Here is a 12930-nt window from a genome sequence, read left to right on the forward strand (position 1 = left end):
CCTCATTCCTGCGGATAAGTGTAAGTCTGCCGGGCGGTTATTTTAGCAACGAAGCGGCGTGGTCGAAAGCACTCTTGTTTTAAGATATCCCGACGCCCTACCAACAGAAAAACGGGGTATCTGAAGATACCCCACTCAGGGAGGGGAGGGGACGGGACGGGTCAGCGCGCCATTAACGCAAAGACACCCCAGCCCAGGAACTCACGCGTCCAGCTAACATGGCGTTTTGGCGCTGCCGTAAGCGTCGCACGAATCTCTGGCGCGAAATCATCATCAGGGTTGGCCTCAAGCCAGCGGCGCATCGTCAGCCACTTCGCCGCTTCATACCGGTCCCACCCTTCCTGGTCTGCCAGTACCATCTCGACGACGTCAAAGCCCAGCTCATCAAATGATGCGACAAGCTCAGGTAGCGTATGAAAGTCTGCTATCGCGTTGGCGAAACAGGCCTGGGCTACCTCTTCCGTTGGCGGTAGCTGCCGCCAGTAAGGCTCGCCAATAAGGATAATCCCTTCAGGGTGAAGGCTTTTTTGTAACAGCGCGATAGCCCCTGCTACCCCGCCACCAATCCAGGTTGCGCCCACACAGGCGGCCACGTCACATTTTTCATCCGTGACAAAACCTGTCGCATCGCCATGAATAAATGTCACGTTTTCGCTGACGCCGAGTTCTTCGCTACGCTGTTTCGCCTGTTCGCTGAAAAGCTGGCTCATATCAACGCCGACGCCGGTGATGGCATAATCGCGTGCCCAGGTACAGAGCATTTCACCCGAGCCGCTGCCAAGATCAAGTATGCGCATACCCGGTTTCAGGCGTAGTACCGCACCGAGTGTCGCGAGTTTTTCTGGCGTAAAGGGGTTATGAATGCGGTGTTCGCTTTCGGTGATCGTAAAAATACGGGGGATATCCAATGCAGAAATTCCTTTTACTGTTGATGTAACGACCAATAACCTTAAAGGTTGTGGTGATTAAAAATATAACACCTTAACCTAAACGTTATCTCAACAGTACGAAATATCGCCTGCATGTTTCGTGATAATGACCGCATTCATACGCCAAAATGATTAATCTGCCGTGTGAAAAATGCCCTCTTTGGAGCGGTGTCATGAGACTGTCGCATCCGCCCAGGCGAGAGCTTCCCCCATTGCATCAACAGCCTCCCAGCCTGGAATATTCAGTTTTTTTGCCTGTTGCTGTACCGCTTCCCATTCACGGCGCTCATAACTTTGTACAAGGCTAAGCAGGTCATAAAGCGTACCCTGTTTGTGCACCAGCGCATTGCGAACGGATAAAGGAAGTGTTATTTGCTCGAAAATTTCCTCAAGCGGGATCTCCAGCATGGCATCCAGTAATGAAAACAATCCGCATAAGAATGCCTCCTGCGCACAACACGTTGAATGTGTACGCGCAACAATGATTTCGCAGAATTTAGCCCTGGACAGGGAAAGATGATAAAGCTCGTTAGTGTCTTTATTAGAGAGATTGGCCAGGCAAACCAGCGAAACAAAGCGAGTTAATTCACTTCGCCCCAAATAGATAGCAATTTTTTTGAGCGTTAAGTTGTCGACAGCGCTTATGCCACTAACGCGATGCACAATATTTTTGGCATATTTTAAGATCTTGTAAGTCAACGATAAATCATGTTCGAGTATACGCCCGATTTTATCAAAATCTAACTCTGGCGCGTTAACTTCGCTCATCAACTGGAAGAGGTGTGCAGCTTTGTGTGGCAGGCGTTTGCTCTGAATAATTTCCGGCTTACTGTAAAAATAACCTTGAAACAAATGGAAGCCCTGGTCTTTATATTGTTTAAACTCGTCATATGTTTCGATTTTTTCCGCCAGCAGATTTTTTGTTTTTAACTGCAACGCATGACGTTTCAGAAATCCATTGATTTCTTCAAACGAGTTCGCCTTAACGTCAAATTTCAGGATAGTTATATAGGGTAAAAAACGATCCCACGCCTCGTCCATCGCAAAATCATCTAATGCCAGCGTATAGCCTGAGGCGAAGAGATAGCGCACGGCCTCGAACAGCGCATCATCAGGGACAGCATCTTCCAATATTTCAATGACGACGCGTTCGCGAGGTAAGATGTCAGCCATCCCCTGAACAATCATTTGATAGGGGAAATTAATATAAGAGATATTCTCCCCTACAAAGCGAAAGGTTGGGATACCCAGGAACTGGTCGGAGATCATCTGGCTGGTCGCATAATCGGCCGGTACGTTTGGAAAATAATTATTCATTCCAGAACGAAAAAGGAGCTCATAGGCTACGGTATGCAAGTCACGATCGAATATCGGCTGTCTGGCAACGAAAGAGTCCATAGCTTCCCCCTAAGTATCCATTAGATTAAGTGAACCAGAAATTAAATTTAACTTTAATCCGATTGTTCATTTATTTAATTGAGTTATTTGAAAGATACTTATTCTCGCGTAGTCATGATCAGGCTAAGTAAATTTCCCCCAGGCGTTCAGTTTCAGAGAATACAATTAGCCTGCAAACCAAATTCCATGAAAATGATGCAAATCCATTTTAATAGCAAATTATTATCATCTCATTCACTGCCAGTTAAACTTATAAATGATGTTATACGCAGTTTTATGGCAAAAATGAGAGACATCGCAATTTTTGAAGTGATAACAATGAAGGCATAACTCACAAATACAGGTTTGCTGTTCGGTAAAAAGCACTGTTTTCAGACCGGTGATGCATACCTTTTGAAAAGACACTCCCACTCACAATGCTGTATCGACTCGCCTGCCCATCCGCAGTGGCGAGCACAAAACGTGCGACCGATCACAAAATAACCTTGTAATTCAACGGTCAAATTACAGGTTTCAATCCTGTGACAACGCGTCGCTCAACGGGCATTTATTCCGCAAAGAAATTAATCTGTCGCCAAAGCCCGACACTCTGTAAGTTGCGGAAAGTATTTAAAAAAATGCCTCTTGTAAGGCGCAAAATTTAGGCGTACATTAGCCCCGTCTGATGCGATACGCATCAAGAATTCTGAGATGGAGCTGTGGCCGAAAGGGAGAAAATTCCCATTTTCAATTTGGCGTAGTTTCACCTCTCTATACTCAGTCCTGATCTGGTCATGAATGCATACTTGTGTATGCGGAGCGATGAAGCGTGAAATATTTCTTTATGGGCATTTCGGTGATGGTCATTGTTTGGGCCGGTACATTTGCCCTGATGATCTGAGCAACGTTCGTAGAACGAAAAGAAGAACAGGAGCCATTTGGCTCCTGTTTTCATTTGTGAAAAGGCCTGTGTGCCCAGGCTTACTGCTCTGTGTCTTCCGCCGTGGATTTTGTGGTAGCGGGAAGCAGACCATCGGCGCGGAACATCGCTTTGATGCCCCTTACCGCCTGGCGAATACGATCGCGGTTTTCAATCAGGGCAAAACGCACATGCGTATCGCCATAATCACCAAACCCGATGCCAGGCGACACGCAAACTTTGGCATCCTGTAGCAGCTTCTTAGCAAACTCCAGCGAACCCATGGCGGCATAAGGTTCAGGGATTTTCGCCCAGACGTACATTGACGCCTTTGGCATTTCGACCATCCATCCGGCTTCATGCAGGCCTTTTACCAGCACATCGCGGCGGCGCTTATACTGTGCGGCAATATCGTGCACGCACTGCTGGTCGCCTTCGAGCGCGGCGATGGCTGCCACCTGCAGCGGTGTAAAGGTGCCGTAGTCGTGGTAGCTTTTAATACGCGCGAGCGCATTCACCAGCGTTTTATTGCCGACCATAAAGCCGATACGCCATCCCGCCATGTTGTAGCTTTTTGAGAGCGTAAAGAACTCAACCGCCACGTCGCGAGCACCGGGAACCTGCATGATCGACGGCGCTTTCCAACCGTCATAGACGATATCCGCATAGGCCAGGTCGTGAACGACCAGCACATCGTAGCGTTTTGCCAGAGCGACCACTTTTTCAAAGAACTCCAGTTCGACGCACTGCGCGGTAGGGTTGGAGGGGAAGCCCAGAATCATCATCTTCGGTTTAGGGTAGCTTTCGCGAATCGCGCGCTCCAGCTCATTGAAGAAATCAACGCCTTCCACCAGCGGCACAGAACGCACCTGGGCACCGGCAATCACCGCACCGTAAATGTGAATTGGGTAGCTAGGATTGGGCACCAGAACCGTGTCGCCATGATCAAGGGTTGCCAGCATCAGATGCGCCAGCCCCTCTTTTGAACCGATGGTGACGATCGCTTCGCTTTCCGGATCGATATCGACCTGATAGCGATCCTGATACCAGCGAGAAATGGCACGGCGCAAACGCGGAATGCCGCGCGACGTGGAATAACCGTGCGTGTCCGGGCGCTGGGCAACAGTACAGAGTTTTTCAACGATATGGGCCGGTGTCGGACCGTCAGGATTACCCATGCTGAAATCGATAATATCTTCGCCGCGCCGACGCGCAGCCATTTTCAGTTCAGCCGTGATATTGAAAACATAAGGGGGGAGACGATCGATACGCGTAAAACGGCGTTCAGGACTGAATTCAGCCATAACTTCCTCAGATTAACGTTAGCGCCCGGACCGTCCGAGCGACGCCGCCACGGTTGTGGCGTTTCCTGAACATAGCCTGAAAAAAAACCTGCTGTCGAGAGGAAATGTGAAAAAATTTTACGTCTAAAAAAGGGGAAGCCAAAAAAAATGCGCAAAACAAAATCCTGGCAACAAGAGAAAATATACACCCTCAAATTTAACAAGCTGATATCAATGAAGTTACGTTCTAATAAGGCATTTTTTCACATGTGGCGAAACATCTTCCGACCGGTATCAATCCCCTTTTAAAGAAGGGGGTTTTCCTCATTGCCAAATACGCGTACCTGACTGGTCATTGGCGGCGATGTTTTTTATCATAGCTTTTTCACGCCTTTTACATGAGCCTTCCCGTGCACGAAATATTCAACATGCTGCTGGCGGTATTTGATCGCGCGGCGCTGATGCTGATCTGCCTTTTCTTTCTGATCCGTATCCGCCTGTTCCGCGAGTTACTGCATAAAACGGCGCACACGCCAAAAGAGTTGCTCGCCGTCACGGCTATCTTCTCAATGTTTGCGCTGTTCAGCACCTGGTCCGGTGTACCGGTCGAAGGCTCGCTGGTGAATGTGCGCATTATTGCGGTGATGTCCGGCGGCATTTTATTTGGCCCCTGGGTGGGCATTATTACCGGCGTTATCGCCGGGATACACCGCTATCTGATTGATATCGGCGGCGTAACAGCCGTACCCTGCCTGATTACCAGTATCATTGCCGGTGTTCTCTCTGGCTGGATAAATCGCAAAATCCCTAAGCAAAAGCACTGGAGCGTGGGCATCATCGCCGGGATGTTGTGCGAAACCCTGACCATGACGCTGGTGGTACTTTGGGCGCCGTCGACCGCACTGGGCCTGGATATCGTATCGAAAATTGGCGTGCCGATGATTCTGGGCAGCATCTGTGTGGGCTTTATCGTCCTGCTGGTACAAAGCGTGGAAGGTGAAAAAGAAGCCATCGCCGGACGCCAGGCCAAACTGGCGCTGGATATCGCCAATAAAACCCTGCCACTGTTTCGCAACGTCAATAGCGAATCCCTGCGCCAGGTATGCGACATCATTCGCCGCGATATTAATGCCGACGCCGTGGCCATCACCAACGCCGACCATGTGCTGGTGTATGTCGGCGTGGGCGAAGACAACTACCGGGACAGTGACGATATCATCAGTCCGACAACACGCCAGGCGATTGAGACCGGGGAGATCATCATTAAAAACAATGATGAAGCCCACAGAACGCCGCAGATCCACTCAATGCTGGTGATCCCGCTATGGGAAAAGGGGATCGTCACCGGCACGCTTAAAATCTATTATTGCCATGCGCATCAAATCACCTCTTCGCTGCAGGAGATGGCGGTTGGTCTGTCGCAAATTATCTCTACGCAACTGGAAGTGTCCCGTGCCGAGCAGCTACGTGAGATGGCCAATAAAGCGGAACTGCGCGCATTACAAAGCAAAATTAACCCGCACTTTCTTTTTAACGCCCTCAATGCGATTTCATCCTCTATCCGCCTTAATCCGGACACCGCCCGGCAGTTGATTTTCAATCTGTCGCGCTACCTGCGCTATAACATTGAATTAAAAGACGATGAGCAGATTGATATCAAAAAAGAGCTCTACCAAATCAAAGACTATATCGCCATTGAACAGGCCCGTTTTGGCGACAAGTTGACGGTCATTTATGACATTGATGAAGAGGTGAGCTGTGTTATTCCCAGCCTGCTGATTCAGCCGCTGGTCGAAAATGCCATCGTCCACGGTATTCAGCCCTGCAAAGGAAAAGGGGTAGTGACCATCAGCGTGGCGGAGTGCGGCAACCGCGTGCGTATTGCCGTACGCGATACGGGGAACGGCATTGCGCCCGAGATGATCGCCCGTGTGGAAGCCGACGAAATGCCGGGTAATAAAATCGGTTTGCTCAATGTCCACCAGCGCGTGAAGTTACTGTATGGCGAGGGGCTGCATATCCGCCGCCTGACGCCGGGTACCGAGATTGCGTTTTATGTGCCCCTGCACACCACGCCTGTGACCACGCCGGCCACGCTGTTGCCTTAACGGGAGAAGTGAATGAAGGTCATCATTGTTGAAGATGAGTTCCTGGCGCAACAGGAGCTGAGCTGGCTTATCAAAACGCACAGCCAGATGGATATAGTGGGTACATTTGAGGACGGTCTCGACGTGCTGAAATATTTGCAGCACAACAAAGTGGACGCCATTTTCCTTGATATCAACATCCCGTCCCTGGACGGCGTCCTGCTGGCGCAGAATATCAGTCAGTTCGCCCATAAACCATTTATCGTGTTCATTACCGCCTGGAAAGAGCATGCGGTAGAAGCATTCGAACTGGAAGCGTTTGACTATATTCTCAAACCGTATCAGGAATCGCGCATTATTAGCATGTTGCAAAAGCTGGAAACAGCCTGGCAGCAACAAACCGGCACCAGTGCCAGCCCTGCCCCACGCGAGAATGCGACAATCAACCTGGTGAAAGATGAGCGCATCATCGTCACCAGTATTCACGATATCTATTACGCAGAAGCGCACGAAAAGATGACGTTTGTCTACACCAAACGTGAATCCTATGTCATGCCAATGAATATTACGGAGTTTTGCAGCAAGCTCCCGGCGGCGCACTTTTTCCGCTGCCATCGCTCCTACTGCGTCAATCTGGATAAAATTCGCGAAATTGAGCCCTGGTTCAATAACACCTATATCGTGCGGCTGAGAGACTTGGATTTCCAGGTACCCGTCAGCCGCAGTAAGGTAAAAGAATTCAGGCAGTTAATGCATCTTTAGAGATAATACCCCAGCGACTGGCGCAGGTGCGCGCCGGCGCCGAGCAGGCCTGGATTATCGTGCGTGATCAGGAAGACCGGGATGTCTTGTACGTAGGATTTGAAGCGACCTTTATCTTCAAAACCACCGCGGAAACCGGAGGCGGTAAAGAAATCCAGGAAGCGCGGCACAATACCGCCTGCGATATAGACGCCGCCAAACGTACCGAGATTGAGCGCCAGGTTGCCGCCGAAACGTCCCATAATGACGCAAAACAGCGACAGCGCGCGGCGACAATCGATACAGCTATCCGCCAGGGCACGTTCGGTGACATCTTTCGGTTGCAGGTTTTCCGGCAACCGTCCGTCCGATTTCACGATCGCGCGGTACAAATTGACCAGCCCCGGACCGGACAGAACACGCTCGGCAGACACATGGCCGATCTCCGCGCGCAGCTCCTCCAGAATAATGCCCTCTTCTTCGCTGTTCGGCGCAAAATCCACGTGTCCGCCTTCACCCGGCAGGCTGACCCAGCGCTTATCGACATGCACCAGATGTGATACGCCAAGGCCTGTGCCCGCACCATAGACCGCGATTGGCTTGCCTTCAACCGGCTCACCGCCACCGAACTGAGTCAGGTGCTCTGGTTTCAGCATCGGCACCGCCATAGAGACAGCGGTGAAATCGTTAATGATTTCCAGATGTGCGAAGCCAAGGTTTTTTTTCATCTCTGCGATAGAGAAAGCCCAGGTGTGGTTGGTCATCGCCACCCAGTCACCGGTAATAGGGCAAGCGATGGCGATACAGCCATCTTTTACCTCTGCCTTATGCTCATCAAGGTACACGCGTACCACCGCCTCAAGGCTGGGATAATCAAGGCCGGAATAGGTTTTGGCCTGGGAGATGGCCCCGCTACTAAGATCGCAGAGCGCTAATCGTGCGTTCGTGCCGCCCACGTCCCCTACTAAAGCATACTTTGTCATTCTTTTACGGCTCCGCTAAAGTCAGAATAAATCTTTGGCACACTGTAAATTCAAGGCGCTGTAACGACAACGAACATAGCATGAGTGCCCCGGGATTATCGATCTTCGTCACAAATTAACGTAACGGTTTCAGCAATGTCTGCACTCGCCGGATATTTTCCACGAGCGTGCTGTGACCTCTGTGCTCAGTTAAAAGGAAATGAACATGCTCCATCCGCGAGCCCGAACGATGCTGCTACTGGCGCTTCCCGCGCTGATTATCGGTGTCGCATCCAGTCTGGTGTTATTGCTGGTCATGAAAGTGGCTGCCGTTCTGCAATTGATACTGTGGAATGGGCTGCCTTATCGTCTGGGTTTTACCCCTGACTCCCCTTTCTGGGTGATTATGATGCTGACCCTGACCGGGCTGGCGGTCGGTCTGGTGATTCGTTACAGCGCCGGACACGGCGGCCCGGATCCGGCAACCGAGCCGCTGATTGGCGCACCTGTACATGTCTCTGCCCTGCCCGGCCTGCTGGTTGCCCTGGTACTTGGCCTGGCCGGTGGCGTGAGCCTTGGGCCGGAGCATCCTATTATGGTGCTCAATATTGCCCTGGCTGTGGCATTGGGTGGAAAATTGTTCCCGCGCGTTGCCCCTCTCGACTGGACTATTCTCGCCTCTGCCGGAACCATTGGCGCACTGTTTGGCACCCCCGTGGCAGCCGCGCTGATTTTCTCCCAGACGTTGAATTCAAATACTGACCTGCCGCTATGGGACCGCCTGTTCGCCCCGCTGATGGCCGCCGCCGCAGGCGCCCTGACCACCGGGTTGTTTTTCCATCCCCACTTCGCTCTGCCTGTTGCGCATTATCCGCAGATGCATCTGGTCGATATCATCAGCGGTGCGGTCGTCTGCGCCATCGCGATTGCGCTGGGGATGGTAGCAGTCTGGTGCCTGCCGCGTTTGCACCAGTTGATGCATCGCCTGAAAAGCCCGGTACTGATGCTCGGGATCGGCGGATTTATTCTGGGCGTGCTCGGCGTTATTGGCGGCAATATCACTCTGTTTAAAGGGCTGGATGAGATGCAGCAAATGGCGTTCGCTCAGACCTTTACCGTAACGGATTATCTGCTATTCGCAGTGATAAAACTGGCGGCGCTGGTGGTTGCGGCAGCCTGTGGTTTTCGCGGCGGGCGCATCTTCCCGGCGGTGTTTGTTGGCGTCGCTCTCGGCCTGATGCTGCATGAACACGTCAATGCCGTCCCGGCAGCAATCACTATCTCGTGTGCCATTCTCGGCATGGTGCTGGTCGTCACCCGCGACGCCTGGTTGAGCCTGTTTATGGCTGCCGCCGTGGTGCCGGATACCAGTCTGCTGCCCCTGTTATGCATTGTGATGTTACCCGCCTGGCTGCTGCTGGCAGGAAAGCCGGTAATGATCGCACCGCGCAAAAAATAGTGCGTAACGGCAGAATTTAGCAAAGGAAATCAGCGAGAACCGGCAAGCTGGTGTAAGCTCGAAGACCACGAGTGTAAACGTATACACTGACATTAAGGGCATATGTATGGTTTATCTGGCCTCCGGGGATCGCTATCAGAAAATGGAATTTCGCCGCTGCGGTGACAGTGGGCTTAAGCTTCCGGCAATCTCACTTGGACTGTGGCATAACTTTGGCGATGCCACACTCATTGAAAATAGCCGTCAGCTACTCAGACATGCTTTCGATTTGGGGATAACCCATTTCGATATCGCCAATAACTACGGCCCGCCTCCCGGCTCTGCCGAGCGCAATTTTGGTCGTCTGCTGCAGGAAGATTTTTTGCCTTATCGGGATGAACTGATCATCTCGACCAAAGCAGGCTATACCATGTGGGATGGCCCCTATGGCGACTGGGGTTCGCGCAAATACCTGATTGCCAGCCTCGATCAAAGCCTGCGCCGGATGGGGCTCGATTATGTCGATATCTTCTATCACCACCGTCCGGACCCAGAAACGCCGCTGAAAGAGACCATGCGGGCGCTGGACCACGTTGTCCGCCAGGGCAAGGCGCTGTATGTCGGTCTGTCGAATTACCCGGCCGATTTAGCGCGCCAGGCCATTGAGATACTCAATGATCTGGGCACGCCCTGCCTTATCCATCAGCCCAAATATTCGATGTTCGAGCGTTGGGTGGAAGACGAGTTGTTGACTGTGCTGCAACAAGAAGGGGTTGGCAGCATTGCGTTTTCGCCGCTGGCAGGCGGACAACTTACCGACCGTTATCTGAACGGTATTCCGGCAGATTCACGCGCCGCCAGCGGCAGCCGTTTCCTCAATCCCGATCAGATTACGGATGAAAAGCTGGCAAAAGTCCGCAAGCTGAATGATCTGGCGATTGCCCGTGGGCAAAAATTATCGCAAATGGCGCTGGCATGGGTTCTGCGCGGGGACAAGGTGACCTCCGTACTGATCGGCGCCAGTAAAACCAGCCAGCTTGATGACGCCGTCGGCATGCTGGCTAATCGCCAGTTCAGCGAAGCGGAATGCGCCAACATTGACGCGATCCTGAACAGCGCAAAATAACAGCACTTTTAGCAAAAAGTGCTGTCACTACGGATTTAGGAGTTCCGCCGAAGATGCGGGCATAAACGTTACATAATATTGCTGCAACAGACCCGATCGTGAAGGAGAAAACTATGTTCAGGTCACTGATTCTCGCAGCAGTATTAATGGCATGTGCCCCGCTGGTCGCTAACGCTGGCGAAATAACACTGCTGCCTTCTGTAAAATTGCAAATTGGCGATCGCGACAATTACGGCAATTATTGGGACGGCGGACGCTGGCGCGATCGCGACTACTGGCATCGTAATTACGAATGGCGTGACCATCGCTGGCGTATGCATGACCGTGGCTACCACCGTGGCTGGGATAAACGTGATGCTTACGAACGTGGTTACCGTGAAGGCTGGAATGATCGCGATGATCGTCGCGGCCCGGGACGTGGTCACGGCCATGGTCACTGGCGTTAACAAACAGGCTATAAGCAAAAAGGAGCGCATGCGCTCCTTTTTCTTTGCCAATATTTAGCGTTATACCCCTAAAGCGGTTCCCACCAGCAGCCAGCCATTTAGCGCCACCACCAGGATCACAATCAGCCAGCCAACGCGCCTGACCGTCGGCGTATTCACCAGTTCCCCCATTAACCCTCGGTCACTGGTAAAGATCAGCAATGGCACCAGCGCCAGGGCGATGCCGAAACTGAGCAGTACCTGGCTCATCACCAGAATGCGTGTGGGATCAAGCCCCATCAGGATAACGACAAACGATGGCATCATGGTGATGGTCCGGCGTACCCATAATGGAATGTGGAAACGCACAAACCCCTGCATCACCACCTGCCCGGCCAGCGTCCCTACCACGGTGGAAGAAAGCCCGGCAGCCACCAGGCTCAGGCCAAACACGGTAGCCGCCGCATGACTGAGCAGCGGTTCAAGCGTTAAATAGGCTTCGTCCAAATCGGCAATGCCGGTATGACCATTGAAGTGAAATGCGGCAGCGGCAGTCGCCATCATCGCCAGATTGACGAAACCGGCGATAGTCATCGCGATACCCACATCCCATTTGGTCGCGGAATACCGCTCGCGGCGCGTTCCCTCATGCAGATACTGGGTCAATGAGGAGTGCAGGTAAATCACGTGCGGCATGATTGTTGCCCCTAACACACCGGCGGCAAGGAACACGGCTTCGGTACCCGGCAGGCTTGGGATCAAGATGCCTTTACTGAGCGGAGCCAGTTCAGGACGTGAGAAAACCAGCTCAACGATATAAGCCGCCGCAACAAACAGCAGCAGCCCGCCAATGACTTTTTCCAGCGGTTTCTGCCCGCGGCGTTGCAGCATCAGAATTAAAAAAGTGGCAATACCGGTCAGTACCGCACCTTGTAACAGCGACACGCCGAGGATCAGCTTAAAACCGATGGCGGCGCCGATAAACTCGGCAAGGTCTGTGGCCATAGCGATAATTTCCGCCTGTACCCAATAGAACCAGACCAACGGACGCGGGTAATGGTCGCGAATTTGTTCTGCGAGGTTCTTACCCGTAGCAATCCCTAATTTTGCTGACAGCAGTTGAATCAGCATAGCCATCAGGTTCGCCCAGACAACCACCCAAAGCAGTTGATAACCGAAGCTGGCCCCGGCCTGAATATTAGTGGCGAAGTTACCCGGATCGATATACCCGATCGCCGCAATGAACGCAGGTCCCATTAACGCGAGCTTTAACTTGCGCGCTGCACGTCCACTGCTACTCTCAACGCGACTGTTGTTCATTTCTTGCCCCTAAATATAGCCTTTGCTATGTTTCATGCTACCAAAATGAGAATGATTATCAAGTTCATTTAGGGTAGATTCGATTGATTTCTTCGATAGTCAGAAACGATGACGGGCCGGATGTTTTTAAGACAGGGACGATGAGATGCAAATCACACCGTCTTGTAAAGAGTTTAGCATTACAGTGCAACTTTTCATTCTTTTACTTAACATAACAGAAATGTATGGCGGATCACTATTTTTGAGTCTGGTCACAGGTCATTAATATACTGTGTGTTTGATCTCGTTTTCTTTCCGCTTGTTACATAGAATGTGCACGAAAT

Annotated in this window: 11 protein-coding genes; 6 read left to right on the forward strand and 5 right to left on the reverse strand. The window is 51.7% G+C overall.

Annotated elements, in window-relative coordinates; genetic code table 11:
• Window positions 1-161: 161 nt before the first annotated feature.
• Window positions 162-908: a cyclopropane-fatty-acyl-phospholipid synthase family protein gene (locus tag IP582_RS18280; RefSeq protein ID WP_193794035.1), complete on the reverse strand. Its 747-nt coding sequence runs from the start codon at window positions 906-908 to the stop codon at window positions 162-164.
• A gap of 192 nt (window positions 909-1100) precedes the next feature.
• Window positions 1101-2327, reverse strand: a complete 1227-nt coding sequence (locus IP582_RS18285) for an EAL and HDOD domain-containing protein (protein ID WP_039079759.1) — start codon at window positions 2325-2327, stop codon at window positions 1101-1103.
• A gap of 808 nt (window positions 2328-3135) precedes the next feature.
• Between IP582_RS18285 and ypdK the strand changes: the two genes are divergently transcribed.
• Complete coding sequence (gene ypdK / locus IP582_RS18290; RefSeq protein ID WP_099458783.1) at window positions 3136-3207, forward strand: membrane protein YpdK; 72 nt, start codon at window positions 3136-3138, stop codon at window positions 3205-3207.
• 80 nt (window positions 3208-3287) lie between these two features.
• Here the strand turns inward: ypdK and alaC are convergent, their stop codons facing one another.
• Complete coding sequence (gene alaC, locus IP582_RS18295; protein ID WP_039079758.1) at window positions 3288-4529, reverse strand: alanine transaminase; 1242 nt, start codon at window positions 4527-4529, stop codon at window positions 3288-3290.
• 389 nt (window positions 4530-4918) lie between these two features.
• Here alaC and IP582_RS18300 point away from each other — a divergent pair, with 389 nt between their 5' ends.
• Both IP582_RS18300 and IP582_RS18305 read left to right on the forward strand, forming a co-directional pair.
• Window positions 4919-6616, forward strand: a complete 1698-nt coding sequence (locus IP582_RS18300) for a sensor histidine kinase (RefSeq protein ID WP_193794036.1) — start codon at window positions 4919-4921, stop codon at window positions 6614-6616.
• A 12-nt stretch (window positions 6617-6628) separates the two neighbouring features.
• Window positions 6629-7357, forward strand: a complete 729-nt coding sequence (locus IP582_RS18305; protein WP_039079756.1) for a LytTR family DNA-binding domain-containing protein — start codon at window positions 6629-6631, stop codon at window positions 7355-7357.
• On the opposite strand, the gene glk is transcribed toward IP582_RS18305, so the two are convergent.
• A complete protein-coding gene (gene glk / locus IP582_RS18310) occupies window positions 7354-8319 on the reverse strand; it encodes a glucokinase (RefSeq protein WP_039079755.1) in 966 nt (321 codons plus the stop codon). The genes IP582_RS18305 and glk overlap by 4 nt on opposite strands.
• Window positions 8320-8524: 205 nt before the next feature.
• Here glk and IP582_RS18315 point away from each other — a divergent pair, with 205 nt between their 5' ends.
• The 3 genes from IP582_RS18315 to ypeC all read left to right on the forward strand — a co-directional run bounded on the left by IP582_RS18315 (window position 8525) and on the right by ypeC (window position 11308).
• A complete protein-coding gene (locus IP582_RS18315; RefSeq protein WP_039079754.1) occupies window positions 8525-9757 on the forward strand; it encodes an ion channel protein in 1233 nt (410 codons plus the stop codon).
• A gap of 106 nt (window positions 9758-9863) precedes the next feature.
• Window positions 9864-10862, forward strand: coding sequence for an L-glyceraldehyde 3-phosphate reductase (gene mgrA, locus IP582_RS18320; RefSeq protein WP_193794037.1), 999 nt, complete (start codon window positions 9864-9866; stop codon window positions 10860-10862).
• A gap of 113 nt (window positions 10863-10975) precedes the next feature.
• Window positions 10976-11308, forward strand: a complete 333-nt coding sequence (gene ypeC, locus IP582_RS18325) for a DUF2502 domain-containing protein YpeC (protein ID WP_039079752.1) — start codon at window positions 10976-10978, stop codon at window positions 11306-11308.
• Window positions 11309-11368: 60 nt separating this feature from the next.
• Here the strand turns inward: ypeC and IP582_RS18330 are convergent, their stop codons facing one another.
• Window positions 11369-12607, reverse strand: a complete 1239-nt coding sequence (locus IP582_RS18330; RefSeq protein ID WP_193794038.1) for an Nramp family divalent metal transporter — start codon at window positions 12605-12607, stop codon at window positions 11369-11371.
• Window positions 12608-12930 lie beyond the last annotated feature (323 nt).

The sequence above is a fragment of the Citrobacter sp. BDA59-3 genome (assembly GCF_015167655.1).
In the GTDB taxonomy this organism is placed as follows: domain Bacteria; phylum Pseudomonadota; class Gammaproteobacteria; order Enterobacterales; family Enterobacteriaceae; genus Phytobacter; species Phytobacter diazotrophicus.